Annotated in this window: 21 protein-coding genes; 5 read left to right on the top strand and 16 right to left on the bottom strand. The window is 63.7% G+C overall.

Annotated elements, in window-relative coordinates:
* Positions 1–54 precede the first annotated feature (54 nt).
* The 3 genes from ICI42_RS06790 to ICI42_RS06780 form a co-directional block, all read right to left on the bottom strand.
* Positions 55–3,609, bottom strand: coding sequence for an indolepyruvate ferredoxin oxidoreductase family protein (locus ICI42_RS06790; protein WP_188164445.1), 3,555 nt, complete (start codon positions 3,607–3,609; stop codon positions 55–57).
* A 125-nt stretch (positions 3,610–3,734) separates the two neighbouring features.
* Complete coding sequence (locus ICI42_RS06785) at positions 3,735–4,259, bottom strand: hypothetical protein (RefSeq protein ID WP_188163806.1); 525 nt, start codon at positions 4,257–4,259, stop codon at positions 3,735–3,737.
* Positions 4,252–4,842: a CGNR zinc finger domain-containing protein gene (locus tag ICI42_RS06780; RefSeq protein ID WP_188163805.1), complete on the bottom strand. Its 591-nt coding sequence runs from the start codon at positions 4,840–4,842 to the stop codon at positions 4,252–4,254. Before ICI42_RS06780 ends, ICI42_RS06785 begins: the two co-directional genes overlap by 8 nt.
* A gap of 66 nt (positions 4,843–4,908) precedes the next feature.
* On the opposite strand from ICI42_RS06780, the gene ICI42_RS06775 reads away from it, so the two are divergent.
* The 3 genes from ICI42_RS06775 to ICI42_RS06765 all read left to right on the top strand — a co-directional run bounded on the left by ICI42_RS06775 (position 4,909) and on the right by ICI42_RS06765 (position 8,376).
* Entirely contained in the window at positions 4,909–5,814 is a 906-nt protein-coding gene (locus ICI42_RS06775) for a branched-chain amino acid ABC transporter permease (protein ID WP_188163804.1), read from the top strand.
* A gap of 196 nt (positions 5,815–6,010) precedes the next feature.
* Positions 6,011–6,595, top strand: a complete 585-nt coding sequence (locus tag ICI42_RS06770; protein WP_188163803.1) for a TRAP transporter small permease subunit — start codon at positions 6,011–6,013, stop codon at positions 6,593–6,595.
* Entirely contained in the window at positions 6,592–8,376 is a 1,785-nt protein-coding gene (locus tag ICI42_RS06765) for a TRAP transporter large permease (RefSeq protein ID WP_188163802.1), read from the top strand. The genes ICI42_RS06770 and ICI42_RS06765 overlap by 4 nt, the downstream gene beginning before the upstream one ends.
* 139 nt (positions 8,377–8,515) lie before the next feature.
* On the opposite strand, the gene ICI42_RS06760 is transcribed toward ICI42_RS06765, so the two are convergent.
* Complete coding sequence (locus tag ICI42_RS06760; protein ID WP_188163801.1) at positions 8,516–9,622, bottom strand: TRAP transporter substrate-binding protein; 1,107 nt, start codon at positions 9,620–9,622, stop codon at positions 8,516–8,518.
* Between the two features lie 296 nt (positions 9,623–9,918).
* Here ICI42_RS06760 and ICI42_RS06755 point away from each other — a divergent pair, with 296 nt between their 5' ends.
* Positions 9,919–10,692 carry a gamma-glutamyl-gamma-aminobutyrate hydrolase family protein gene (locus ICI42_RS06755; protein ID WP_188163800.1) on the top strand — a complete coding sequence of 258 codons (774 nt, stop codon included), beginning with the start codon at positions 9,919–9,921 and terminating at the stop codon, positions 10,690–10,692.
* A 6-nt stretch (positions 10,693–10,698) separates the two neighbouring features.
* Here ICI42_RS06755 and ICI42_RS06750 read toward each other — a convergent pair whose 3' ends face one another.
* From ICI42_RS06750 to ICI42_RS06695, 12 genes are all read right to left on the bottom strand, one after another.
* On the bottom strand, positions 10,699–11,682 hold the full coding sequence (locus ICI42_RS06750) for a 2-hydroxyacid dehydrogenase (protein ID WP_188163799.1): 984 nt from the start codon (positions 11,680–11,682) through the stop codon (positions 10,699–10,701).
* Positions 11,679–12,701 (bottom strand): LacI family DNA-binding transcriptional regulator, encoded by a 1,023-nt coding sequence (locus ICI42_RS06745; RefSeq protein WP_188164444.1) that lies wholly within the window; start codon positions 12,699–12,701, stop codon positions 11,679–11,681. The genes ICI42_RS06750 and ICI42_RS06745 overlap by 4 nt, the downstream gene beginning before the upstream one ends.
* Before the next feature lie 86 nt (positions 12,702–12,787).
* Positions 12,788–13,723: a DMT family transporter gene (locus ICI42_RS06740; protein WP_210317046.1), complete on the bottom strand. Its 936-nt coding sequence runs from the start codon at positions 13,721–13,723 to the stop codon at positions 12,788–12,790.
* A gap of 114 nt (positions 13,724–13,837) precedes the next feature.
* On the bottom strand, positions 13,838–14,374 hold the full coding sequence (locus ICI42_RS06735; RefSeq protein ID WP_188163798.1) for a MarR family winged helix-turn-helix transcriptional regulator: 537 nt from the start codon (positions 14,372–14,374) through the stop codon (positions 13,838–13,840).
* A 184-nt stretch (positions 14,375–14,558) separates the two neighbouring features.
* Positions 14,559–15,947: a glutamine synthetase family protein gene (locus ICI42_RS06730; RefSeq protein ID WP_188163797.1), complete on the bottom strand. Its 1,389-nt coding sequence runs from the start codon at positions 15,945–15,947 to the stop codon at positions 14,559–14,561.
* A 29-nt stretch (positions 15,948–15,976) separates the two neighbouring features.
* Positions 15,977–17,344: an aspartate aminotransferase family protein gene (locus ICI42_RS06725; RefSeq protein ID WP_188163796.1), complete on the bottom strand. Its 1,368-nt coding sequence runs from the start codon at positions 17,342–17,344 to the stop codon at positions 15,977–15,979.
* A 90-nt stretch (positions 17,345–17,434) separates the two neighbouring features.
* Positions 17,435–18,409, bottom strand: a complete 975-nt coding sequence (locus ICI42_RS06720; RefSeq protein WP_188163795.1) for a WD40 repeat domain-containing protein — start codon at positions 18,407–18,409, stop codon at positions 17,435–17,437.
* Positions 18,410–18,638: 229 nt separating this feature from the next.
* Positions 18,639–19,718: a CobW family GTP-binding protein gene (locus tag ICI42_RS06715; protein ID WP_188163794.1), complete on the bottom strand. Its 1,080-nt coding sequence runs from the start codon at positions 19,716–19,718 to the stop codon at positions 18,639–18,641.
* 258 nt (positions 19,719–19,976) lie between these two features.
* The gene (locus tag ICI42_RS06710) at positions 19,977–21,239 is read right to left on the bottom strand and encodes a glycerate kinase type-2 family protein (RefSeq protein ID WP_188163793.1); all 1,263 of its coding nucleotides are present in this window, start codon (positions 21,237–21,239) and stop codon (positions 19,977–19,979) included.
* 37 nt (positions 21,240–21,276) lie between these two features.
* Positions 21,277–21,765: a heme-degrading domain-containing protein gene (locus tag ICI42_RS06705; RefSeq protein WP_188163792.1), complete on the bottom strand. Its 489-nt coding sequence runs from the start codon at positions 21,763–21,765 to the stop codon at positions 21,277–21,279.
* A gap of 48 nt (positions 21,766–21,813) precedes the next feature.
* On the bottom strand, positions 21,814–23,136 hold the full coding sequence (gene guaD / locus ICI42_RS06700; protein ID WP_188163791.1) for a guanine deaminase: 1,323 nt from the start codon (positions 23,134–23,136) through the stop codon (positions 21,814–21,816).
* A gap of 194 nt (positions 23,137–23,330) precedes the next feature.
* Positions 23,331–24,545 (bottom strand): urate hydroxylase PuuD, encoded by a 1,215-nt coding sequence (locus tag ICI42_RS06695; protein WP_188163790.1) that lies wholly within the window; start codon positions 24,543–24,545, stop codon positions 23,331–23,333.
* 131 nt (positions 24,546–24,676) lie between these two features.
* Between ICI42_RS06695 and ICI42_RS06690 the strand changes: the two genes are divergently transcribed.
* Positions 24,677–25,597 (top strand): LysR family transcriptional regulator, encoded by a 921-nt coding sequence (locus ICI42_RS06690; protein WP_188163789.1) that lies wholly within the window; start codon positions 24,677–24,679, stop codon positions 25,595–25,597.

The raw sequence follows: 25,597 nt of genomic DNA, 5'->3' as shown, positions 1-25,597 counted from the left end.
CGCTGCCGGCTTGTCAAAACAATCGTCTGATCGTTGCTTGGCCAGGCGTCGACATTACTCTGCGGCAGCCAGCGCAGGTGATGCTTTCGCATCGTGAAACCGCACGAGAAGCCGCTCGCGCTCCTGCTTCGCAGTCTCGGAATTCCGGTGTTTGACATGTCCGTAGCCGCGGATCAGCTGGGGAAGCGACGCCAGTGCGGCGGCGGTTTCGATGCGGCCGGGCATCAGCGAGCCGGCGATCAAATCCAGGTCGGCCTCGTACTGCCGAAGCAGTTTCCGCTCCATCCTGCGCTCGGCCGTGTAGCCGAACAGATCGAGAGCCGTTCCGCGCAGCCCCCTGAGCGCGGCAAGGAGCTTGAACCCGGTCATCATCCACGAACCGAAGCGCGACTTGCGTGGCTTGCCGTCGCTGTCCTTGCGCCCGAGTATCGGCGGCGCAAGATGGAATTCCAGCCTGTCATACCCTTCGAACTGCTCGGCAAGGGCACGCTTGAACGAACCGTCCGTGTAAAGCCGTGCGACCTCGTATTCGTCCTTGATAGCCATCATCTTGAACAGACCGCGCGCCACAGCCTCCGCGACAACGGTCGAGCCCGGAGCGGCGCGTTCCTCGGCTGAACGCACGGCATCGACACGGTCGCGGTAACGCCGGGCATAGGCTTCGTTCTGATAGGCAGCAAGGAACTCGGAACGCCGGTCGACGATCTCCCGCAGCGAGGCGGATAGAGCAGCTGTGGGAGCGGCTGGGCCGCTGCGCGCAACCAGCGCGCGCACCGTCTCCGGCTCATGCGCGGCGCGGCGGCCCCAGCGGAAGGCGGCGAGGTTCATCGCCACCGCCTCGCCATTGAGTTCGATGGCCTTTTCGACCGCGTCCGCGCCGAGCGGCACCGCGCCATGCTGGAACGCGAAGCCGAGCATGAACATATTGGCGCCAAGCGAGGTGCCGAACAGCGCGCTGGCCGTCCGCGTGGCGTCGAAGAAATGCGCCTGCTCCTCGCCGGCAGCCTGGCGGATCGTCTTCTTCAACCGCTCCGTGGGGAGCGAGAAATCGGCTGCGCGGGTGAAGTCGCCGGGCATGATTTCGGATGTGTTGGCGACGAAGACCGTATGCCCCTCGCGGACGGAGGCCAGCACCTTCTTGGCGCCGGACACGACGAGGTCGCAGCCCAGAACGAGGTCGGCTTTGCCTGCCGAAACGCGGATAGCGTTGATGTCGTCGGGGCTGTTGGCGATGCGCACATGGGTGAAGACCGAACCGCCCTTCTGGGCAAGACCTGCCATGTCGATCATGCCGCAGCCCTTGCCTTCCAGATGCGCCGCCATGCCGAGAATGGCGCCGACCGTCACCACGCCGGTGCCGCCGACACCGTCGATGATTGCAGCCCAGCCTTCCACGCCCAGCGCAAAGGGCTTGGGCGCGGGCACGTCGGCGAGCGGGTCGTCTGTGCCGGCCATGCCCTTGCCCTTGCGCAGCTTGCCGCCATGCACCGTCACGAAAGACGGGCAAAAGCCTTCGAGACAGGAAAAGTCCTTGTTGCAGCTCGATTGGTCGATGCGGCGCTTGCGGCCGAATTCGGTCTCGGACGGCTGGATCGACACGCAGTTCGACTTGACGCCGCAATCCCCGCAGCCCTCGCAGACGAGTTCGTTGATGAACACGCGCTTGTCTGGATCGGGCAAGGTGCCCCGCTTGCGGCGGCGACGTTTTTCGGCCGCACAAGTCTGGTCGTACAGCAGCACCGACACGCCCTTGACCTCGCGCAGCTCGCGCTGGACGCGGTCGAGATCCTCGCGCGGACTGATGGTGACGCCGTCGGGAAAGCGGGCGACGCCGACATATTTGCCGGGCTCGTCTGTCACCACCGCGATGCGCTCGACGCCTTCGGCGCGCACCTGCTGGGCGATCATGTCGACCGTCAGCCCGCCCTCATGCGGCTGGCCGCCGGTCATCGCCACCGCGTCGTTGTAGAGGATCTTGTAGGTCATGTTGACCTTGGCGGAGAGCGCGAACCGCAGCGCCAGCACGCCGGAATGATTGTAGGTGCCGTCGCCGAGATTCTGGAAGATGTGCTCGCGCTTGGAGAACGGCGCCTGGCCGACCCACTGCGCGCCCTCCCCGCCCATGGCGGTGAAACCGATCGTGCCGCGATCCATCCACAGCGCCATGAAGTGGCAGCCGATGCCGCCGCCGGCGATCGAGCCTTCCGGCAGCTTTGTCGACGTGTTGTGAGGGCAGCCGGAGCAGAAGAACGGCGTGCGGGTTGCAATGTCCTTGGTGTCGGCGAGCATCGCCTGGTACTGCCTGAGCCGGCTGACGCGGGCGGAAATCTCCTCCGACGCGCCGATGACCGACAGCACCCGCTCGCCTATGGCAATCGCGATGTCATTGGGGTCGAGCGCGCCCTTGGCGGCAAACAGCCACTCGCCGCGCTCGTTCTTCTTGCCGACGACCTTGGGCTGCATGGCGGTGCCGTAGAGCATCTCGCGCAGTTGCGTCTCGATGAGCGAGCGCTTTTCCTCGACGACGACGATCATCTCGAGGCCCTGGGCGAACTCCTTGATGTGCTCGAAGTCGAGCGGCCAGGGACAGCCGACCTTGAACAGCCGAAGCCCGATCCGGTTGGCCTGCGCCTCGTCGATACCGAGATCGTCCAGCGCCTGGCGCACGTCGAGAAAGCTCTTGCCGACCGTGATGATACCGATCTTGGCGCTATGTCCGCCGGAATAGACCATCCTGTTCAGGCCGTTGACGCGAATGAAGGCGGCTGCGGCGGCACGCTTGTATTCGTGCAGGCGCGCTTCCTGGCCGAGCTGGTCGAGCTCGTGGCGGATGTTGAGCCCGCCGGGCGGCATGTCGAACTCGGGCAGGACGATGTTCAGCCGGTTCAACGATGCATCGACCGAGGCCGTGGATTCGATGTTGTCCTTGACGCATTTGATCGCGGCCCAGGTGCCGGCGAAGCGCGACAGGGCGAAGCCGTAGAGGCCGTAGTCGATGAGTTCCTGCACGCCGGCCGGATTGAGGATCGGGATCATCGTGTCGACGAACAAAAACTCCGTCGCATGCGCATTGGTCGAGGATTCGGCGGTGTGGTCGTCGCCCATCAGCGCCAGAACACCGCCATGCCTGGAGGAGCCTGCCAGATTGGCGTGGCGGAAGACGTCGCCGGAGCGGTCGACGCCGGGACCCTTGCCGTACCAGACGGAAAAGATGCCGTCATGCGTGCCCTCGCCCAGAAGCTCGGTCTGCTGCGAGCCCCAGCAGGCGGTGGCCGCAAGTTCTTCGTTGAGGCCCGGCTGGAACACGATGCCCGAGGTTTCGAGCTGGTTTTTCGCTTTCCACAGCTGGAGATCGAGGCCGCCCAGGGGCGATCCGCGATAGCCGGAGACGAAGCCCGCCGTGTTCAGGCCGGTCAGGCGGTCGCGCTCGCGCTGCATCAGCATCATGCGGATCACGGCCTGCGAACCGGACAGGAAGATGCGCTCCCTGGAGAGGTCGAACTTGTCGCCGAGCGCAACGTCGTGAAGCGTCATCCTGCCGTTCCTTGTGAGGCGTCCTGTGATTCGGAACGCTCGACGTGGGTTAGCAGCAACAGTGTTTCCCCCCATCACCGCAAGGTCAAACAAAATTGCTGCTCCACCGAAAAGAGCAGTCGAAGACAAGCGCTTGCGCCTTTCCACGCACGAAAAGGCCTTCGATGGCCGCATCAAGGCATCTTTGTTACGCTGCAAAGCTACAGCTTCGGACAGATCACCCCGCGACCGCCTGGAATCTTCCCGTCGGGATGGCCCGCGACATCGGGATTGGGCGAATAAAACGGCCCGACCACCAGCGGACGGTCGGGCAGGACAGACTGGTCTTCGGAGGATTTCAGCGTCGTCTCGATCCGCTGCAGGACCTCTCCCCCGGCATCCTCTATGGCGATGGAAATCTTGTAGGGCCGGTCTTTCACAACGCACTCGACGGGTGGACTTTCTAGCACCAGCTTTTCGCTGCGCGGCCAGATCGTCCGGCTGGTCTCGATCTCGTCGCCGCCCGCCGGATTCTCGAAGCGGACGACCGCCTTCTGGCCGGACGCGATAGGCCGCATCGGGCGCAGCGTGACGAGATAGTGCGCGGTCGCCAGGCGATAATTGAACACGAACATCCGCCCTGAAACCTCGAAATATTCGCCTTCCGCCCCCTGCTCGCGGCAGGCCGCCAGCGCGAGAACGGCGCAGAGCGCGAAAGCAGCGAGGCGAAACCTGCCTTCAGCCATGACCGACACCCTCCCGCGCCCTATGGCGGCGATAGTGTCGCCGCGCCTTGCTGCGGTTGCCACAGACGGTCATGTCGCACCAAAGCCGGCTGCCATTGCGGCTGCGGTCGACAAACAGCCAGCGGCAATTGGCGCAGATCTTGAGCCTCGGCAGCATTTCCTCGCGCAGCAGGGACAGCGCCGACACCGCCAAAGCGGCCTCGAAAGCAATCGCGCCATGCGACGGCGCGCCGATCCGTTCTCCCGAGCCAGACAGCGCCTCGGAACAAAATTTGAGGACGCAGGCGGCCTGTTCGGCTGAGAAGCTGCCCTGCCCGACCGCGTCGCGAAACAGCCGGTCTGTGGCTTCTCTCAGCGCAATCACAAGCGGTCCGATGCGCTGCGCATCGGACACGTCGAGCCTCCTGCCCCGCAGCTCCTCGGCGCGAAAAACACTGGCCGCGCCGGCGAACCGGCCGATCTCGGACACGTCTGAAAATCGGTCGAAGCCGCGTTCGGCGTCGCCGCGCAGCACCACGGTGTTGGCGACATCAAGCGCCAACACGCCGCCCGAAAATCGATGTGCGTTCCATTCGATGGCCATGGCAAAATCTAACCTGTAAAATTGCTTTTACAAGTTATATTGTCTTTTGGACATCCGAAGGCCGCCATGCTCTATTTCGTGCAGCAATTCCTCAACGGCGCCCATTCCGCAGCTCTTTATGCGCTGCTCGCCTTCGGCTACGCGCTGGGCAATGGCGTCCTGCACCGCGCCAACCTGGCACATGGCGCGCTGTTTGCTTTTGCCGGGCAAACCGCGATCCTGGCGTCGGTCTTCGCCTGGAACGTGCTGTGGCTTGCCCTGCCTGCCACCGTCGCCCTCTCAGTCTCGATCGGCCTGCTCTATGCCTGTGCCGCGGCCGTCATCGTCTCGCGCCTGGTGCTGTCTCCGCTTGCGGAGCGCTCGCCCAATGCCATCGTGGTCGCCACGCTGGCTGTCGCCATCGTCTTGTCGGAAGCAGGCCGCATCGCCGCCGACACGCGCGACTTCTGGTTGCCGCCGATGCTGGCAACCCCGGTCGTCCTCGCATCGGACGGACGGTATGACGCGACGCTGACGCTCATCCAGCTCATCAACTGCGCGGCCGCCCTGGTTTGTGTCGGCGCAGGCGCTCTGCTCGTGAGGCAGCACGCCTTCGGCCGCCTGTGGCGCGCTGTGGCCGACGACCCGACAGCGGCGAGCCTGTGCGGCGTGGACACCCGTTCCGTATTTCAGCGGACCATGCTTCTCGCCGGCGCTTACGCGGCGGCCTCCGGCATCATGGCAGCGCTCTACTATGGCAATCTCGGCTTCGGCGCCGGGCTGATCTACGGGCTGAAGATCCTGTTCGTCTCGGCACTCGGGTCGCGCGGCGAGCCGCTGAACGCCGCCGCCGGCGCGGCCGTATTCGGTTTCGCCGAGTCGCTGTGGGCAGGCTATTTCCCAATCGAGTGGCGCGACGCCTGGATGCTGGGGCTGCTGATCGTCGCCCTCGTCCTCATGAAAAGCACAAGCGGCACAAAAGCGACAATCTAAGGCTTTCTGCCCGCCTTGAACTTTGGTTGAATCCAAACGCGCTGCGCCTTGCTCTACAGGCCAAGTCCAATTCGCTCAAGTTTCCTGAGGACTTGTTCTGTTGACGCCACTGGCTTGGTCGGGTCATACCGATGCAAGGTGGAGCGGATAGAAAAAGTCGGGGAACGGCGCTTCGCCAACACCAGGGAGGAAATGCATGGCAGGGCTTCTCGCTCTATCCAGACTCATTGACCGAATCAATGAATTCATCGGCAAGGCGGTGGCATGGTGCATCCTTGCCGCGATCCTTGTCAGCGCCATCAATGCCGTCATTCGCAAGGCATTCAACATGTCGTCGAATGCCTGGCTCGAATTGCAGTGGTACCTGTTTGGAGCTGCCTTCATGCTGGCGGCCGCCTATACGCTGAAGCAGAACGAGCATATCCGCATTGACCTGCTTTACGGCTCGCTGTCACGCAAGCGCCAGCACTGGGTCGACTTGTTCGGCCACGTTTTCTTCCTCATGCCCATCTGTCTGCTGATGGTTTATTACCTGACGCCCTATACGCTCCAGGCCTATCGGACCAGCGAGATGTCTTCCAACACCGGCGGCCTGATCATCTGGCCGGCGCGCGCGGTGCTTCTCGTCGGCTTCATCCTGCTCGCCTTCCAGGGCGTCTCGGAGATCATCAAGAAGATCGCGATCATGCGCGGAGACATGGACGATCCAAACCCGTTCATATCGGCTCACGAAGCGGCTGAACTCGAAGCCAAGGCGCTCGCCGAGGAGATCAAGAAATGATCGAGTTCATCGCCCAGAACATGGCGCCGATCATGTTCGCCTCCATGATGCTTTTTTTGCTGTTCGGTTATCCCGTCGCCTTCGCGCTGGCTGCCAACGGACTTTTGTTTTTCGTCATCGGCGTGGAGCTCGCTCCCTATTCGAACGGCGTGATCACCCTGTCCTGGCCCTTGCTGAACGCCTTGCCGGAACGGTTCTGGGGCCAGATGTCGAACGAGACGCTGCTGGCCATTCCGTTCTTCACCTTCATGGGCATCGTGCTGGAACGCTCCGGCATGGCCGAAGATCTGCTCGATACGATCGGCCAGCTTTTCGGGCCTATTCGCGGCGGCCTGGCCTATGCGGTCATCATCGTCGGTGCGCTGCTTGCGGCCACCACAGGCGTCGTCGCGGCATCGGTCATCGCCATGGGCCTGATCTCGCTGCCGATCATGATGCGTTACGGCTATGACCGCCGCGCGGCGACCGGCGTCATCGCGGCATCGGGAACGCTGGCGCAGATCATCCCGCCCTCGCTGGTGCTGATCATTCTGGCCGACCAGCTCGGCCGGTCGGTCGGCGACATGTATGCCGGCGCACTGGTCCCCGGCCTGGTGCTGACCAGCCTCTACATGCTGTACGTTCTGGTCATGAGCTTCCTGCGGCCGAACTCCATGCCGGCCTTGCCGCTGGAGGCGCGCACGCTGGGTTCGGGCGTGACGTCGCTGATCGTGGCGCTCGTCGCGGTCGCAATCGTCTCCTATGTCGCCCATATCATGCTGTCCCCGACACAAGGCGCCAATGCCGACATTCTGGGGGCAACGATCGGCGTCATCCTGATCTACGTCTTCGCCATCGTCGACAAATCAATGAAGCTCAACATCATGTCGCGGCTGGCGCAGCAGGTCATCATCGTGCTGATCCCGCCGCTCGCGCTGATCTTCCTTGTTCTGGGCACCATCTTCCTCGGCATTGCCACGCCGACCGAAGGCGGCGCCATGGGCGCCGTGGGATCCTTGATCCTCGCCGCGTTCAAAGGCCGGCTGACGCTGGATGTGATCAAGCAGGCGCTCGCCTCGACCACGCGCCTGTCCAGCTTCGTGATGTTCATCCTGCTCGGTGCGCGCGTCTTCTCGCTGACCTTCTACGGCGTCAACGGCCATATCTGGGTCGAGCATCTGCTGGTCTCGCTGCCCGGCGGTGAAGTCGGCTTCCTGATCGTGGTCAACATCCTGGTGTTCCTGCTGGCCTTCTTCCTCGATTATTTCGAGCTGGCCTTCATCATCGTGCCGCTTCTGGTCGGCCCGGCAAATGCGCTTGGCATCGATCTGGTGTGGTTCGGCGTGCTGCTGGCAATCAACATGCAGACCAGCTTCATGCACCCGCCCTTCGGCTTCGCGCTGTTTTACCTGCGTTCGGTGGCGGCGCGCGTGCCCTATCTGGACCGCATTACCGGCAAGAAGATCGAGCCGATTACCAGCGGCCAGATCTATTGTGGCGCGGTGCCGTTCGTCTGCATCCAGATCGTCATGGTCACGCTCACGATCATGTTCCCGCAGATGGTCTTGCATTACAAAGGCAAACCGGTGGATCCAGGCTCGATCCAGATCCAGATGCCAGACCTTCCCGGCCTCGGCGGTGGCGGCCTGGGCAACAACGGTCTGGGGTCGTCGCCCTTCGGCGCTCCGCCTGCCATGCCCGGCGACCAGCCCGCACCGGCACCCGCTCCGGGCGGTACGCCGGCGCCGCCGCAGCCGCCTGCCCCGGCCAATCCGCTGTCGCAGCCGCCAAGCTTCAACTGAGCGGACGGCAACACTTGAAAAGGGCGCCCTCGCGGCGCCCTTCTTTTTTGACAGAGCCGTTCGCCGGCAGGAATGCGGGCAAAAAAGAACCCCGGAGCATGATGCCCCGGGGTTCGCCGTCTCTGTGCTGCGCTGGAGCTTAGAGCTTGCTGCCGCGCTGCTGGATCATCATGAAGGTGTCGTAGTTGTATTCGGCGATCTGCATGTTGACGTAATAGTCCTTGCGGAAGGCCTTGATCGATTCCCAGATTTTCTTGAAGTCGGGGTTCTTCCCCTCGACGTCGGCATAGACCTCGTTGGCTGCGTCGAAGCTGGCCGACAGGATCTCCTGGCTGAACGGGCGAAGCTGCGCGCCATTGGCCACCAAGTTCTTGATCGCGGTGGGGTTCAGATAATCGTATTTCTGCAACATGTTGGCGTCGGCAGCCTGGGCAGCCGTATGCACCAGCGACTTATAGGCCGGCGACAGCTCTTCGTACTTCGCCTTATTGAACATCAGGTGGACGGTCGGGCCGCCTTCCCAGAAGCCCGGATAGTAGTAGTAAGGCGCGACCTTCTGGAAGCCGAGCTTTTCGTCGTCGTAGGGGCCGACCCATTCGGCGGCGTCGATGGTGCCCTTTTCGAGTGCCGGATAGATGTCGCCGCCGGCAATCTGCTGCGGCACGACGCCGAGCTTGCTGAGCACCTGGCCGGCAAACCCGCCGATACGCATCTTCAGGCCCTGAAGATCGGCGACGGTGTTGATTTCCTTACGGAACCAACCGCCCATCTGCACACCGGTGTTGCCGCCGGGCAGACCGTACAGGCCCTGCTTGGCCAGGAACTCGTTGAACAGCGCGATGCCGCCGCCATGATAGTGCCAGGCGTTCATGCCGCGCGCATTCAGCGCAAACGGAACAGCTGCACCGAGGGCCCAGGTCGGGTCTTTGCCGACATAATAATAGGCAACCGTATGGCAGCCTTCGACCGTGCCGTTCGCGGCAGCGTCCGCGGCCTGCAGGCCAGGAACGATTTCACCGGCGGCAAACACCTGAACCTGGAAATTGCCGTCGGTCGCTTCAGACAGCATTTTCGAAAACACTTCGGCACCGCCATAGATGGTGTCGAGCGACTTCGGGAAGGACGAGGCGATACGCCACGTCACTTTCGGATTGGACTGGGCGATGGCAGGCGCGGCAAGGGCTGTAGCGGCGGCCGCGCCGACGCCGGCTGCACCAGCCTTTTTGAAGAATGAACGGCGATCCATGAAATTCCTCCCTGGGTGGATCCGTAAGGCGACGGCACCGGTTAAATCCTTGGATTTGCTAGGCGACGTTGCCTCGACAATACACAGGCGAAAAGCCTAGTAAAGCCACGTGCGAAACGCTTCTGGTATCAAAGCGAAAAAAATCTGAACGGTATCAACGGCGGTAAAACTATAGTCTAAGGCCAATCCGGATATGACTTTGGCCACCGCAACGGACGCGCTGGCAAAAGTCGAGAAATCGCCTATTTTGTGGGCACAATACAGAGTGCCTTCAAAGCCAATCCCGAGAGTTCGAAATGCATCAGCCGCTTGTCGCCGTATCCACCGACGTTCGCCAGTTCGACAACTACACCTGGCACGCGGCGCCCCAGCAATATCTTGAGGCGGCGATTGCGGGCGCCGGCGTCTTTCCGCTTCTCGTTCCTTCCTTCGGCGATCGGCTCGATCTCGACATGCTGCTCGACCGGGTCGACGGCGTGATGATGACGGGCTCGAAATCCAATGTCGACCCACGGCTCTACGGGGCGGAGGCGACGGAAGCCAACGGCCCCTACGACCACGCCCGCGATTCCACCACCTTGCCGCTGATTCGCCGCGCGGTGGAGCGCGGCGTGCCGCTGCTCGCCATCTGCCGTGGCATCCAGGAAATGAATGTCGCGCTCGGCGGCTCGCTGGCGAGCGAGATCCAGGAGCGCGAGGGAATCATGGACCACCGCGCGCCGGTCAGCGACAACCAGGACGAGCGCTTCGCGATCCGCCAGCCGGTGAAGATCAAGGAAGGCACCTGCCTCGCCGCCGTGTTCGGCGCCGGCGAAATCCAGGTGAACTCGGTCCACAGGCAGGCCGTCGAGCGGCTTGGACAAACGCTGCAGATCGAGGCCGTGGCCGAGGATGGGACGGTCGAGGCCGTGTCGGTCAGGGATTCGCGCGCCTTCGCCGTCGGCGTACAGTGGCACCCGGAATATTGGGTGAACTCGGACAGCGCCTCGCAGAAAATCTTCCGTGCCTTCGGCGAGGCTGTTCGCCTGCATGCGCTGGCTCGCGGCGCAACCCGCGCCGCGGCCGAATAGCCGCCGCTACCGCGCGGCGGCTTTCACATCCGCCGTTTCAGGCACCGCGGTCAGCGGCCGGCCGTCATCGAACCAGGCAAAGATGTTGTCGGCCACGAGATCGGCCATGGCGTTGCGCGTCATGATGCTGGCTGAAGCCACATGCGGCAGGAGCATCGCATTGGGCGCGTCGAGCAGGCCTTGCGGGACATTGGGCTCGTCGGCGAACACGTCGAGGCCGGCTGCCAGGATGGTGCCATCCGACAGTGCGGCGATCAGCGCGTCTTCATCGACCGTGCTGCCACGCCCGACATTGACGAAGATGCCGTGCGGTCCCAGCGCCTTCAGGATATCGGCATTCACAGCCTTTTCGGTCGACGCCGTTCCCGGAACGACGGAAACGAGAATATCGACCGCCTCGGCGAGCCCCTTTAGCGTCGGATGATAGTCATAGACCACATCCGGCACCTGCCGGCGGTTGTGATAGGCGACCGGCAGCCCACAGGCTTCAAGCCGGCGGGCAACAGCCAGGCCGATGCGGCCCATGCCGAAAATACCGGCCTTGCGGCCGCGCAGGCTGCCCGGCGTCAGGCGATAATTGCCTTCGCTGGCCCAGCGGCCCTGGCGCAGCCAGGTCTCGGCCTTGTGGAACTCGCGCGCGGTGGCAATGACGAGACCGAGGGCGACATCGGCCACCTCCTCGGTCAGAACGTCCGGCGTGTTGGTAACCATGATGCCGTTCCTGCCGGCATATGGTGCGTCGACGCCGTCATAGCCGACGCCGAAATTGGCGACGATCTCGAGATTGGGCAGCGCGGCCATGAAGTCGGCCGTGATGCGGCCGGTGCCGGCGCCTGACACCGCGACGGCACGCACCTTCTTCGCGATATCCGGCGTGACCAGAGCAGGGTCCGCGGTGTCGATCCGGACGATTTGGAAACCGGTCTGCAAACGCTCGAAAACACGCGGATGCGGATGGCCTGGAATGAGAACGAAAGGTCGGTCGGTCATGGCGTCTTTATGGGCACTCCGGAGGATTGCCGGACATGCAGCTCCGGCTTGATGAGTTCCTGGGACAGCCGCACGGGCCTGCCGTTCAGCTTGTCGAGCAGGGCGCTGGCGGCGCGACGGCCGACTTCGCGCTGGCCGTTCCAGACGGTGGTCAGGGCCGGCGTTGCAATGGCCGCCTCCTCGATGTCGTCATATCCCGTCACCGCGACATCCACCCCGGGAACAAGGCCCGCGCGCGCGATGCCGTTCATCAGCCCGATCGCGACGAGATCGTTCCAGCAGCAGACGGCGGTTGGCCGGTCCTCGATGGTGAGGAACTGGCCCGCCGCGTCGAAACCGGCCTGCTTGGTGCGCGGCCCTGGAATGCGCCAGGACGGCTTCACCTCGAGTCCCGCGGCGGTCATTGCGTCCAGATAACCTTGGTAGCGGTGCCTTCCGGTGGAAGTCTGGTCCGTGCCGCCGACCATGGCGATCCTGCGGTGACCGAGCGAAATGAGATGGTTGGTGGCCAGTGCTGTGCCATAGGCGTCGTCGCCACGAAACACCGGCACTTCAGCGCCTTCCACGGCGCGCGCGATCAGCACGGCGGGCAAGCCGTTGCGTTCGGCCATGGCGATGTCTTCGGCCGGTGTGCCGATTGCGGGCGACATGATGACGCCGTCAGCGCCGAGCTGCAGCAGCGTGTCGATGAAGCTGCGTTGCTTTTCCAGGTCGTCATAGTGGTTGGACAGAAGAAAGGTCTGGCCGCTGCGGTCGAGTTCGGTTTCGATGGAGCGTAGGATTTCGGCGAAGAACGGGTTCATGATGTCATGAACGACGACGCCGAGGATACCGGAACGGGAGGTGCGGAGGCTCGCAGCGCGCCTGTTGTAGATATAGCCGATTTCTCGGGCGTGGTGCTTGATGCGTTCGCGAGTCTCGTCTGCCACAAGCGGGCTGTCGCGCAAGGCCAGCGACACCGTCGCAGTGGACACGCCGAGCGCATCGGCAATTGTGGAAAGCTTGATCTTCTGACCCAGTATGGCCTCCTCCGCCATCGGGCGCCTTGCCCAGAGCTTCGCTTTTTAAACTGTTTAAAAGCGATAGGACAATCCAGGCGGGCAAATCAACGTTTTTTTGCCAGCTCTTCTGTTTCGGCCAGCAACGCGGCGCGGTTCTGAACGCGCAGCACATGTTCCCGGCGAACGATGTAGAGACCGCTAAGCGCGATGATGCCCGCTCCAGCGACGGTCCACAGATCCGGCAATTGCTGGAAGACAAGCCAGCCCAGAAGGATCATCCAGACTATCTGCAGATAGGGATAGGGAGCCAGCGCGGTGACGGTCGCACGGCGGTAGGCAAGAATGATGAAGTAGTGCCCGACACCACCGAATATGCCCAGGCTTGCCAGCAGCACCCAGGCCCAGGCATGCGGCGGCGCCGAGACGGTGTAGGGCAAGGCTGGCGCCATCAACACCATCGGCGCCATGGCGGAATAGAAGATGAGGCTTTCCGTCGACTCTTTCACCGACATCTTGCGCGTCATCAGCACATAGAGGCTGTAGCTGACCGCCGAAGCCAGGGCACAGAGATGTCCGAGCGAAAAGCTGCCGAAACCTGGCCGCGTGATGACGAGCACGCCAAGAAGGCCGACCAGGACGGCCATCCAGCGTCGCCAGCCCGCCCATTCGCCCAGCAATGGCCCGGCCAGCGCCGTGATGATCATGGGCGCGAAGAAGGCGATCGACATCGTTTCGGCAAGCTGCAGTTGCCGCAGCGCCAGGAAATTGAAGATCGTCGAGCCGAACAGGAACACTCCGCGCACGATTTGAAGCGGCAGACTTCGTGTCTTGAAAATACTGAAATTGCTCCAGCCACGGAACATGATGAACACAAGCACCGCGTGACCGGCAAAGCGGCACCAGGACACGAACACCGCGTCCATTCCCGACAGGACGAGATATTTCGCGCTCGAATCCAAAAATGAAAACAACAGCCCGGACGCGAAAATGAAGAGGATCGCGGCGACCGGGGTGGGTTTGTCTTGGGAAGTTGCAGTCAACGGCTCGCCATTGGGCGGGAAAATCTGCGGCAACTCTGGGTGAGTCGCCGCCTTGCCGCAAGAACAAACGGCTAGACCAGTCGATCGGACGAAATGACGGCCGAGCCGAAGCTCCTATTCGGCGGCGGCCTTCACATCCGGTTCCTGCGCACCGGCGTCCGCCGTTTCGAGCACCTCGGCCAATTCGGGCAGATCGGCTTCGTCGTCGGCATCGGCATAGACGACGTTGGACAGGTTCGCCTCGATGCGGTGAAGCAGCTTGGTCAGTTGCTTGATCTCCTTCTTGTCGAGGCCTTTCATCGCCTGCTTCTCGGTCTTGCGCACCGACTTCTCGATGGCGCGGATCGCGTCGCGGCCGGTCTCGGTCATGAAGATATGCGCCTGGCGCGCGTCCGAACTGGACGCCTTCTTTTCCAGAAAACCCTGTGCCTGAAGGCGGTTGATGGTCTTGGTAATGGTCGGCGGGCGCACGCCCAGCCGTGTCGCCAGTTGGCCCGGGGTCTGGCCGTCCTCGACGCTCAGCGCCAGCATGATCTGGTCCTGCCCGGCATAGAAGCCGTGCGCCAGAAGCCGCGCGGCAAGCGTCGTTCTGGCGAGGCGGGCTACGGAGTGAAGCCGGTTGATGGCGGCGCTTTTGTTCGACTTGGCCATATGAACCCTCTCTGGGACAGACCGATCCGACATTCATGGCACACAGCCATGGCCGGAAACATCATAACACGGACGAAAGCCCGCTTCACGGTCCCGACACCGCGCTCTTTGACAGAAGGATGTTACAGCCTAATGACAAGAAACTGCGTCGGCAAACCATATGCTTTGCAGACTAGGAGACGCCTCAGACCTCGTGCAGATAGAGATGGTAGTCCAACTCGCTGACCGTGCGGGCGACCCGTAGATATTCCGCATGCTTGATCTCGGTGAAGGTGCGGTGCAGGTCTTCGCCCAGCGCCTGCTTGAGAAACTCCGAGGCTTTCGCAGCCTCGATGGCGCTGCGCCAGTCGGGAGGCATTGCCGTCCCGGTGGACGCGGTCTGCGCATAGCCGTTGCCGGTCGTCTCCGGGCCGGGATCGAGCTGCTCGTCCAACCCCTTGGCGATGCCGGCAAGCACGGTCGCCGCGACCAGATAAGGGTTGGCGTCGACACCCGAGGGGCGATGCTCGAGGCGGCGGTTTTTGGCATCGCCCGCCGGCACCCGCAAGGCAACCGAGCGGTTGTTGACGCCCCAGCTCGGTGCGACCGGCGCATAGGATTGCGACACGAAGCGCCGCCAGGAATTGGCATGGGGCGCGAACACCAGCATCGATTCGGCCATGGTGGCGGCGAGCCCGCCCAGCGCATGCAGCAGCATAGGCGACCATTCGCCTTCCCTGGCCTCGGTGAAGACATTGCGGCCGTCATCGTCCGACAGCGAGACATGCAGATGCATGCCCGAACCGGCATAACGTTCGATCGGCTTGGCCATGAAGCAGGCGGTGACGCCATGCCGGCGCGCCGCCATGCGCACGATGCGCTTGAGCAGCACCAGATCGTCGGCCGCCCGCATGATGTCCTTGCGGTAGTGCAAAGTCAGCTCATACTGGCCGGGCGCATATTCCGAGATCACCGTCTCGGCCGGAATATCCTGCGCCTTCGCTGCCGCATAGATATCCGAAAACAGCGGCTCCATGCCGTGCAGATGGTCGACGGAGTAGACCTCGGTCTTGCCGCTGCGGCGTCCGTCGAGCACCGCCAGCGCCGGCTGCACCTTGCCGTCGGCGTCGCGCTCGTTGGCCAGGAGGAAGAATTCGAGTTCGAAGGCGCCCGCCGGATGCAGGCCCTTTTCGGCCAGCCGCTCGACCTGCCGCCGCAGCGCAAGGCGCGGGTCGGAGGTCATCGGCGTCCCGTCGAGATGATACATCGACATCAGCACCTGACCGCGCGGCGGAAGGGTGCCAAAAAGCGGTTTGAGGGTACCCGGAATGGGCCATGCGCGCAGATCGCCATCCCCGGAATCCCAGATCAACCCCGTCTCGTGCACGTCTTCGCCGGTGATATCGAGGCCGAGGATCGAGATCGGGAGATGCCGCCCGCCCTCGTAGAAGCCCAGCAATTCGTGTCGGCGGATAATCTTGCCCCGGCCGATGCCGTTGACGTCGGTCAGAACGATGTCGATCGCTTCGATTTCGGGATGGGCGTCGAGGAAGGCCTTGGCTTCGTCGACGGTCGAGCCGGAAGGTGAGGTCATGATGGGTCTCGGTTGGTCACTCGCTTGTCTCACGCCGTAAGGCCTTGAGCAATATCGCCAAAGGCCGAGACGAGGCGGTCGACCTGCCGCGCCGTGGTGGCCGGCGAGACCAGCATCATGTTGTGGAACGGCGCGATCAGCACACCGCGATTGACCAGCGCGACATGCAGCGCCGCCTCAAGACGCGAGGCATGGGCGGCTTCCGCCTCGCCGCCATTGCGCAGCGGCCCCGGCGCGCAGATGAACTCGACGCGGGCGCCGACCCGCGCGACGTGCCATGGCAGCCCGTTTGCCCTAATCGCCCGGGCAAGGCCGGCTTGAAGCCGCTCTGCCAGCGTGTCCATATGGGCATAATTCTTGGCGGTCATCACCTCGGTCAGCGTCGCGTGCATGGCTGCGAACTGCAGCGGATTGGCTGACAGGGTGGTGCCCATGCCGGAGTAACCCTGCTCCTTCGTGCGGTTGTAGGCCTGGTAGCGGTCGGCGACCGCCTCGCTCATGCCCCAGATGCTGGCCGGCACGCCGCCGGCAACCGGCTTGCCGAGCACGAACAGGTCGGGGTCGAGGCCATGCACGCGGGTGTAGCCGCCGAGCCCTGTCGAAACGGTGTGCGTCTCGTCGATCAGGAGCAGCGTGCCCGCCTTGCGGGTCAGTGCGCGCAGGGCATCGTGAAAACCCGGATCGGGCAGCACCATGCAGGAATTGGTCAGCACCGGCTCGGTGATGACGCAGGCGACATCGCCGTGGGCCAGTTCCGCTTCGAGTGCTGCCGGATCGTTGAACTCGACGATGCGCGTGCGCTGGGTCAGGTCGCGGAACTCGCCGGCGAGGCCGGGCCGGTTGACCGGCCTGCCCCCCTTCAGCCGCACCATCGTCTCGTCGACGGCGCCGTGATAGCAGCCGTTGAACACCAGGATTTTATCGCGGCCGGTGACGGCGCGGGCGACGCGGAGCGCAAAGCGATTGGCGTCGCTCGCGGTCGTGGCGATCTGCCAGTGCGGCAGGCCGAATGTTCCCTGAAGCAGGAGGCCGAGTTCGAGCGCATCTTCCGACGGCAGCATGTAGGTGAGCCCGCGCCCGGCCTGGCGGCGAATGGCGCGCGCCACCGGCGCCGGGGAATGGCCGAACATGGAGCCGGTGTCGCCAAGGCAGAAATCGTCGAGCCTGATGCCGTCTATATCGGTGACGGTGGCGCCTCGCGCCGTCTCGACCACGATGGGGAACGGCGTCGGCCAGTCGGTCATCCAGTGCATCGGCACGCCGCCGAAAAAGCCGGGCAGGCCGTTGCCGATGGCGGCTTCCGACTTCGGTCTTGCGCGGCGGAATACAGCGCTTTCGCCAGCGTGGAGCGCTGCAATGCGCTCCAGCGCGATCCCGCCTTCGGTCGATGCCGTCATGATGCCCTCGCCTTCAATGCGGGCGCACTTTAGCCAGACGAAACAGGATGGTGCAATCGTCAGGCATCAGGTGAACGTTGGGTCAGGGCGTCAGGCCGCGATATCGATGACACCGCAGTCGCCGGCCGCCGAACCGAAGGCGATGCGGCGTTCCTCCTGATCCCAGCTCATGGCGGTGACAGCGCCCTTGCCGGCGCGGCGCAGCACGACCTCCTTGGCATCGCCGAACCGGACGGCCAGGATCATGCCGTCGTCATAGCCGACCGCCACGATCTCCTGGCTGGGGTGGCAGGCGACGCAGGTGACCATGGAGTTGCCGCGCGTGCCGAGTTCCAGCGGAGCCTTGCCCATCGGGCCATCCTTGCCCGAAAACGGCCAGACGATAGCCGCCGGCGCGCCCGAGCTTGCCAGCCACTTGCCCTTGGCGCTCCACGACAGGCTTTTGACCTTGGCGGGATAGCCGGTCATGCGCATGTGCTTGCCGTCGGCAAGCTTCCAGCCATGCAGGGCGTTTTCCTGCATGGTCGTGACGACGAAGTTGCCGTCGGGGGAAAAGGTTATGCCGGTATGCGCGCCTGCCCATTCCAGCTCGACCGGCTTGCCCTCGGCGGCGGGGAAATGCAGCGTCGCGCCGTTGTAGCGGGCAGCGCCGATGCGCATGCCCTTGGGCGAGAAAGCGACGCCCTCGACCGAGCGCGGATGGGCGAGTTCCTTTACCTTGCCGTCGGCAAACCGCACATAGGCGTTGCGCCCCGACGCAAAGGCAACCGCGCCCTGCGGGCCGGCGGCAACGCTGGTTACCCACTTGCGGCCGATCTCCGCGAGCTGTTCGGACGCACCGCCAGCACCGACCGCGAGCACCTTGCCGTCCTCGCCACCGGTGATCAGCCGTCCCTTGGCGGCGTCATAGGCGGTGGCCAAAAGCCCATCATGCAGCTCGCTCCATTTGTGGCCATTGTCGAGCCGATGAACCACCCCATCGGCCAGCGCGAAATAGGGCACATCGGCGATGAAGGCGGTCGCCAGGCAATGGCTGTCGAGATCAAGTGGGGCGACTGTTGGCATGTTCGATTTCCGTAAGCGAATCGGGTGGGATGAAGCACCCCCTCACCGGCTCGCTGCGCTCGCCACCTCTCCCCCTGCCCGGGGGAGAGGAAACGCGGCCTCGATGGAAGCGGCCATTCTCCAGCCTGGGTTCCTCCCCCCTACGAAGTGGGGGAGAGGTGGCGAGCGCAGCGAGCCGGCGGGGGGAAATTGCGCGAGCTTTGCGGCGCACGCAACAAACAAGTCGGCCTTAAGCCTGGCAGGCGAGGAAGCTGCGTTCCAGGCGCTCACGGTCGAGTTCGCGGCCGATGAAGACCAGCCGGCTTTCATGCTTCTCGCCATCCTTCCAGGCGCGCTGGTGGTCGCCCTCGATGATCATGTGCACGCCCTGGATGACGTAGCGCTCAGGGTCGTCCTTGAAGGCGATGATGCCCTTGAGCCGCAGGATGTTCGGCCCTTCCATCTGGGTGATCTTCTCGATCCAGGGGAAGAACTTCTTGGAATCCATCTCTCCGCCGCGCAACGAAACCGACTGCACCGTCACGTCATGGATCGCCGACGGGGCGTGGTCATGGTGATCGTGCCCATGGTCGTGGTGGTGATGGTGATCATGACCGTGGTGATGGTGGTCATGGTCGCAATCCGGGCCGCAGGCATGATCATGGCCGTGGTCGTCGGCATCGAGGAAATGCGGATCGTTTTCCAAAGCGCGCTTGAGGTCGAAGGCGCCGCGGTCCAGCACTTCGGTCAAATCGACGCCCGAGCGGGTGGTGCGATGGATCCTGGCGGTCGGGTTGATGGCGCGGATCGCGGCTTCCACGTCGCGCAGTTCGTCCGCAGTCACGAGATCGGTCTTGTTCAGCACGACGACATCGGCAAACGCGATCTGGTCCTCGGCCTCGCGGCTGTCCTTGAGCCGCAGCGGCAGGTGCTTGGCGTCGACCAGCGCGACCACCGCGTCGAGCTTGGTCTTGGAGCGGACATCGTCGTCCATGAAGAAGGTCTGCGCGACCGGAACAGGGTCGGCCAGGCCGGTGGTCTCGACGACGATCGCATCGAAGCGACCGGGACGGCGCATCAGGCCTTCGACCACGCGGATCAGATCGCCGCGCACGGTGCAGCAGACGCAGCCATTGTTCATCTCGTAGATTTCCTCGTCGGACTCCACGATCAGGTCGTTGTCGATGCCGATTTCGCCGAACTCGTTGACGATGACGGCGTAACGCTTGCCGTGGTTTTCGGAAAGGATGCGGTTGAGCAGCGTTGTCTTGCCGGAGCCGAGATAACCGGTCAGCACGGTTACCGGGATTTGCGTCTGAGCGTCTGTCATGATGGCCTCATGAGGAAAATTGTCGCCCCCATATAAGATGTCCATCCGCGTTTTGCACCCCGCAATACGGCATGGCATTCGCTGATTGCACCCCCACCCTTTATCCCTCCCCACAAGGGGGAGGGAGACGCCTTCCTCGCCGGACATCAAAGGTTTCGGAAGCTTAGGGAAAAGCTTCCGCCGGAACGTCCCCCTCCCTCTTGTGGGGAGGGGTTAGGGGCGGGGGTGAGCAAGCAAAGACGCAGCCAAGGTAGACAATCAGCGAATCAGAATGGCCCGCAAATCGTTGACATTGGTGCCGGTCGGGCCTGGGACGAACAGGTCGTCGACGCTTCGAAACGCCGTCCAGGCATCGTTTCCGGCCAGTTTCGCCTTGGCGTCCACCCCTGCCCTGCGCATCCTTGCCACTGTCCTGCCGTCGGCAAAGGCGCCGGCATTGTCTTCCGAGCCGTCTATGCCGTCGGTATCGGCGGCCAGCGCCGAAATGCCGTCCACCCCATCGATGCCGATGGCGAAGGCCAGCAGGAACTCGCTGTTGCGTCCGCCCTTGCCTTTGGAGCGAAGCGTCACCGTGGTCTCGCCGCCCGACAGGATCAGCACCGGTTTGCGGAACGGCCGGTCGCGCGATGCCACCTCGCGGGCGATAGCGGCATGCACCGAGCCCACATCGCGGGCCTCGCCCTCGATGGAATCCGAAAGGATGACGCTCTCGACCCCTTGCCGCCCAGCCTCGGCGGCCGCTGCTTCCAGCGAGACGGCGGCGGAAGCGATGACACGCACCTCATTGCGGGCGAAATGCACGTCGGAAGGCAGCGGCGCAGCCGATGCCTCGCTGCGGATATGCGCCAACACCTTTTCCGGCAAAGCGATGCGGTAGGTTTCGATCAGGCGCAGGGCGTCCGCACGCGTCGCAGCATCCGGCACCGTGGGGCCGGAGGCGACCAGTGCCGGGTTGTCGCCGGGTATGTCGGAGACAACCAGCGATACCACGCGCGCGGGCCACGCCGCCCGCGCCAGGCGGCCGCCCTTGATGCCCGAGACATGCTTGCGCACCGCGTTCATGGCCGCGATCGGCGCGCCGGAGGCGAGCAGCGCCTCGTTGACGGCAATCTCGTCTTCGAGCGTGAGGTTGCCGGCCGGGAATGGCAGCAGCGCGGAGCCGCCCCCGGAGATCAGGGCGACGACGAGATCGTCCTCACTCAGCCCGGAAACGGTCTTAAGCAGCGCCTTGGAGGCATCAAGGCCAGCCGCATCCGGAACCGGGTGGGAGGCTTCGAGGATTGCGATGCGGTCGCAGGGCGCGGAAAACCCGTAGCGCGTCACGACCACGCCTTCCAGCGGGCCGTCCCACGCTTTCTCGAACGCCGCCGCCATCTGCGCCGAACCCTTTCCGGCGCCGATGACGACGGTGCGTCCCTTGGGCTTCGCCGGCAGATGGTCGCGGATCGTCCGCTCGGGATCGGCGGCGGCCACGGCAGCGTCGAAGATGGAGGTCAGGAAGGGTTTGGGGGCGAGGGTCATGGATGCCCGGCAGGGCAGAGGGGGGTGAGTGCCGTCCTCATCCCAGCGCCAACTCCGCGCGGGCGATGCCGAGGTGATCGCACAGCGCATCGACCACGACACCGTGGTCCTGTCGTTCGGGCAGGCCCGACACGGCGATGACGCCGATCACGCCCGCATTGGCGACCGCGATGGGAAAGCCCCCGCCGGCCAGCACGTAATCGGCAGGATCGAGCCCTTGTCCGACCGGAAACGTTCTGTCGGGGCGCTGTTTTTCCAGCACCAACCGATAGGTGCTCTTGAGTGTCAGGCGGACGACATTGCGCTTGCGCCGCGCCCAGTTGGCGTTGTCGGCGCTGGAGCCGGGCAAGGCGGCGTAAAAGAGCGGACGGTCCCATGTCTGGATGTCGACGACGATGGACAGCTTTTCCTTCAGGCCGCGCTCGCGGATCGCTGCTCCAAGCGCGAAGGCCACAGCCTCGTCGAAGGCGGGCAACACCAACCGACGCTCCTGCTCGATGATCCCTGCGATATCCTCGGCACTCATGTCCACCTCCGCGTTTCAGGAACGGGATGCAGCGTCCGTGGTGTCAGGTCAAGAGAGCGACGACGGAAGTTCGGATTTTGCCGCCCTTCCCGCGACATAGGTCTCGACCACGGCGCGGTCGTCGCCCAGCGTTTGCAGCAGGAACAGCTCTTCGGCGAGCGACCTGACCGTCTCCATGCGCAGCGTCATGCCCGGCGTGGCGGCGGAGTTCAACACGACCAGATCGGCATCCGTGCCGGGCTCCAGCGTGCCGACGCGATCGGCAATCGACAGCGCCTCGGCATTGCCGCGCGTCATCTGCCAGAAGGAGGCGAACGGGTTGAGCTTCTCGCCATTCAGCGCGATGGCCTTGTAGCCTTCGTCCATGGTGCGCAGCATGGAATAGTTGGTGCCGCCGCCGACATCGGTGGCGGTGGCAATGCGCAAAGGCTTTTCGCGCTGGCGGAAGCGCTGGTAGTCGAACAGGCCGGAACCCAGAAACAGATTCGAGGTCGGGCAGAAGACCGCGATGGAACCGGCATCGGAGATCGCGTCCGCTTCGCGTTCCGAAAGATGGATGCAGTGGCCAAGAAGCGTGCGGCTGCGGAGCAGGCCGTAATGCTCGTAGATATGGGTGTAGTCCTTCGCCCAAGGATAAAGGTCTTGCGTAAACGCGATCTCGGCGTGGTTTTCCGACAGATGCGTCTGGATATGCAGGGCGGGATGCTCGCGCGCAAGCGATTGCGCCATCTCCATCTGTTCGGGCGAAGAGGTGATGGCGAAGCGCGGGGTTATCGCATAAAGGCCACGCCCCTTGCCGTGCCACTCGGCGATAAGCGCCTTCGTGTCGTCATAGCTCGATTGCGGCGTGTCCAGAACGCCTTCCGGCGCATTGCGGTCCATCATCACCTTGCCGGCGACGATCAGCATGTCGCGGTCATGCGCTTCGGCGAAAAAGGCTTCAGCCGACTGCTTGTGGACCGAGCAATAGGCGGCGACCGTGGTCGTGCCCTGGCGGATCATCTCGTCCAGGAACAGCCGCGCGATGCGTCGTCCATGCTGGGCGTCGGCGAACTTCGACTCCTCGGGGAAGGTGTAGGTGTTGAGCCAGTCGAGCAGCTCAGCGCCATAGGACGCGATGACCTGCATCTGCGGCATGTGGACATGCGCATCGATGAAGCCCGGCAAAATGAGATGCGGCCGATGGTCGACGGTGCGCGTGCCTTCGCCGGCCTGCGGCGCAATGGCTTCGAATGGCCCCGCCGCCACGATCCTGCCGTCGCGGACCAGCACAGCACCGTCCTCCTCGAAGGCATAGGCGGCGTGGTCGGCGATGCTGTCGGGCCAGCGCAGGAAGCTCAGCGTGCGGCCCCGGAGGAGAAGGTCGGTCATCGCAACGCTCCACCAAACTGGAAAAAAGCCCCCTCACCGGCCCTTTGGGCCACCTCTCCCCCTGCCCAGGGGCGAGGAAAGGCAGCGTCTGCGTCAGCGCTTTTCCAGCTTGGGTTCCTCTCCCCCAGGCAGGGGGAGAGGTGGTTTGCCAAGCAAACCGGTGAGGGGGTGATTTCGATTCTCATAACCGCTCGTTACCGCGCCTGCTCGAACCACGCCACCAAAAGCGCGCGTTCTTCGGGCGTAATCGCCGTGACATTGCCGGGCGGCATGGCGTGGCTGCGGCCGGCCTGGAGATAGATTTCGCGCGCATGGTCGGCAATTGACGAATCGGTGTCGAGCACCACGCCCTTGGGCGCGTGGGTGACCCCGTCATAGAACGGCTCGGGCGAATGACACATCGAGCAGCGGCCCAGCACGGTGTCGCGCACGGCAGGGAAATGGCTGGAGGCGATGAAGACCTGGTTGGCCTCAGCTACCTTGGGCTCGCCGGTCAGGATTTTCGGCACGGTCGACAGCCACATGATGACGACGAACAGAATGGCCGCGACCAGCCAGGTCCAGTGCGGGTTGCCGGCGCGCTTGTGCACCGTGTTGAAGTAATGCCGGATCAGCACGCCGATGATGAACACCAGCGAGGCGATGACCCAGTTGAACTGGGTGCCGAATGCAAGCGGGTAGTGGTTCGACAGCATCAAGAACAGCACCGGCAATGTCAGATAGTTGTTGTGCAGCGAGCGCGTCTTGGCGATGCGGCCATATTTCGGGTCGGGCTTGCGACCGGCGATCAGGTCGGCCACCACGATCTTCTGGTTCGGGATGATGACCATGAAGACATTTGCCGACATGATCGTTGCGGTAAACGCGCCGAGATGCAGGAAGGCCGCGCGGCCGGTGAACAGCTGCGTGTAGCCCCAAGCCATGAAGACGACGATGGCATAGAGCACCAGCATCAGGATCGTGTCGTTCTGGCCCAGCGGCGATTTGCACAACAGGTCGTAGAGCAGCCAGCCCAGCGCGATGGAGGCGAGCGAAATGCCGATGGCGACAGGCGCGGAAACATCGAGCACGTTGCGGTCGATCAAAAACAGATCAGCGCCGGCATAATAGACGATGCAGAGCAACGCGAAGCCCGACAGCCAGGTCGAATAGGCCTCCCATTTGAACCAGGTCAAATGGTCCGGCATTTCGGCAGGCGCGACGAGATATTTCTGGACGTGGTAGAAGCCGCCGCCATGCACCTGCCACTCTTCGCCATAGGCGCCGGCGGGCATGCCGGGGCGTTGGCGCAGGCCGAGATCGAGCGCGATGAAGTAGAAGGACGAGCCGATCCAGGCAATGCCGGTGACGACATGCAGCCAGCGCACGCCGAAGCTCAGCCAGTCCCACAACACCGCGTAGTCGTTCATGCGCCGTCCCTTTTCACTCTTCCTGATCTTACTGGTGTCGCCACGTTGCGAAAGGGTTTGCTTTCGCCAGGACTTTCAAAAAAATCGCGAAAATATTAGCCTGATCTCTCATATCCCGGCATAGTGAGCGCATGGCCTATCTCGATAACATCGCCGTTTTCGTCCGCGTCGTGGAGCTTGGCAATCTTTCGGCCGCGGGCCGCGACATGCGGATTTCGCCCGCCGTCGCGTCCAATCGCATCAAGGAACTGGAAAAACATCTCGGCGTGCGGCTGTTCAACCGCACCACGCGGCAGCTGATGCCGACCGAGCACGGCTCGGTCTTCTATACGGGCGCGAAGCAGGTGCTGGATGCAGTCACGGAAGCGGAGGCGTCGGTGGCTGCCCTTTCGGGCCAGCCGCGCGGCACGATCCGGGTGACCGCGCCGCTCGGGCTCGGGCGCCGGCTGATCGCGGCGGGCATTCCCGAATTCCACGACACCTACCCGGACATCGAGGTGCGGCTGCGGTTGTCGGACCACAATGTCGACATCATGAAGGAAGGCATCGACATCGCCTTCCGGCTCGGCCAGCTTGAGGATTCCAGCCTGAAGATGCGCGGTATCCTGGACTGCGAACGCGTGCTTGTAGCCTCGCCGAAATATCTCGAACGGCGCGGTGAGCCGAAGACGCCGCAGGAGCTCATCAGCCAGCGCCACGACTGTCTGCTTCTGCGCTATCCCGGCATGCGCGAGTTCTACTGGCTGCTGCAGACCAATGGCGTGGCGGCGAAATACGATGTGCGCGGGCCGTTCGATTCCGACGATGGCGACGTGCTGACCGGCTGGGCGCTGTCGGGGCGCGGCATCATCAACAAGCCGCGTTTCGAGGTCGAGCCCTTCATCCGGGACTGGCGGCTGAAAATCATCTTGCCGGACCATCCGCCGACACCGATCCAGCTTGCCGCTGTCTATCCGCATCGCAAGCTGCAGGACCCCAAGGTCCGCCTGTTCCTCGACTACATGGCCGAGCGCTGCCAGCGCGTCATCCGCGAGACGCTGGCGGGACGCTGA

The organism is Oryzicola mucosus (assembly GCF_014534685.1).
GTDB classification, from domain to species: domain Bacteria; phylum Pseudomonadota; class Alphaproteobacteria; order Rhizobiales; family Rhizobiaceae; genus Oryzicola; species Oryzicola mucosus.
This window is presented reverse-complemented; position numbering and strand designations above follow the sequence as displayed.

What these genes read in the sequence shown, in the direction of transcription:
- ICI42_RS06770 (WP_188163803.1), top strand. Translation starts at nt 6,011, where the DNA reads ATGGCAGGGCTTCTCGCTCTATCCAGACTCATTGACCGAATCAATGAA.
- ICI42_RS06725 (WP_188163796.1), bottom strand. Translation starts at nt 17,344, where the DNA reads ATGACGGCATCGACCGAAGGCGGGATCGCGCTGGAGCGCATTGCAGCG.
- ICI42_RS06755 (WP_188163800.1), top strand. Translation starts at nt 9,919, where the DNA reads ATGCATCAGCCGCTTGTCGCCGTATCCACCGACGTTCGCCAGTTCGAC.
- ICI42_RS06780 (WP_188163805.1), bottom strand. Translation starts at nt 4,842, where the DNA reads ATGGCCATCGAATGGAACGCACATCGATTTTCGGGCGGCGTGTTGGCG.
- ICI42_RS06790 (WP_188164445.1), bottom strand. Translation starts at nt 3,609, where the DNA reads ATGGGGGGAAACACTGTTGCTGCTAACCCACGTCGAGCGTTCCGAATC.
- ICI42_RS06710 (WP_188163793.1), bottom strand. Translation starts at nt 21,239, where the DNA reads ATGACCCTCGCCCCCAAACCCTTCCTGACCTCCATCTTCGACGCTGCC.
- ICI42_RS06775 (WP_188163804.1), top strand. Translation starts at nt 4,909, where the DNA reads ATGCTCTATTTCGTGCAGCAATTCCTCAACGGCGCCCATTCCGCAGCT.
- ICI42_RS06765 (WP_188163802.1), top strand. Translation starts at nt 6,592, where the DNA reads ATGATCGAGTTCATCGCCCAGAACATGGCGCCGATCATGTTCGCCTCC.
- ICI42_RS06720 (WP_188163795.1), bottom strand. Translation starts at nt 18,409, where the DNA reads ATGCCAACAGTCGCCCCACTTGATCTCGACAGCCATTGCCTGGCGACC.
- guaD (WP_188163791.1), bottom strand. Translation starts at nt 23,136, where the DNA reads ATGACCGACCTTCTCCTCCGGGGCCGCACGCTGAGCTTCCTGCGCTGG.
- ICI42_RS06690 (WP_188163789.1), top strand. Translation starts at nt 24,677, where the DNA reads ATGGCCTATCTCGATAACATCGCCGTTTTCGTCCGCGTCGTGGAGCTT.
- ICI42_RS06705 (WP_188163792.1), bottom strand. Translation starts at nt 21,765, where the DNA reads ATGAGTGCCGAGGATATCGCAGGGATCATCGAGCAGGAGCGTCGGTTG.
- ICI42_RS06715 (WP_188163794.1), bottom strand. Translation starts at nt 19,718, where the DNA reads ATGACAGACGCTCAGACGCAAATCCCGGTAACCGTGCTGACCGGTTAT.
- ICI42_RS06695 (WP_188163790.1), bottom strand. Translation starts at nt 24,545, where the DNA reads ATGAACGACTACGCGGTGTTGTGGGACTGGCTGAGCTTCGGCGTGCGC.
- ICI42_RS06730 (WP_188163797.1), bottom strand. Translation starts at nt 15,947, where the DNA reads ATGACCTCACCTTCCGGCTCGACCGTCGACGAAGCCAAGGCCTTCCTC.
- ICI42_RS06735 (WP_188163798.1), bottom strand. Translation starts at nt 14,374, where the DNA reads ATGGCCAAGTCGAACAAAAGCGCCGCCATCAACCGGCTTCACTCCGTA.
- ICI42_RS06760 (WP_188163801.1), bottom strand. Translation starts at nt 9,622, where the DNA reads ATGGATCGCCGTTCATTCTTCAAAAAGGCTGGTGCAGCCGGCGTCGGC.
- ICI42_RS06785 (WP_188163806.1), bottom strand. Translation starts at nt 4,259, where the DNA reads ATGGCTGAAGGCAGGTTTCGCCTCGCTGCTTTCGCGCTCTGCGCCGTT.
- ICI42_RS06750 (WP_188163799.1), bottom strand. Translation starts at nt 11,682, where the DNA reads ATGACCGACCGACCTTTCGTTCTCATTCCAGGCCATCCGCATCCGCGT.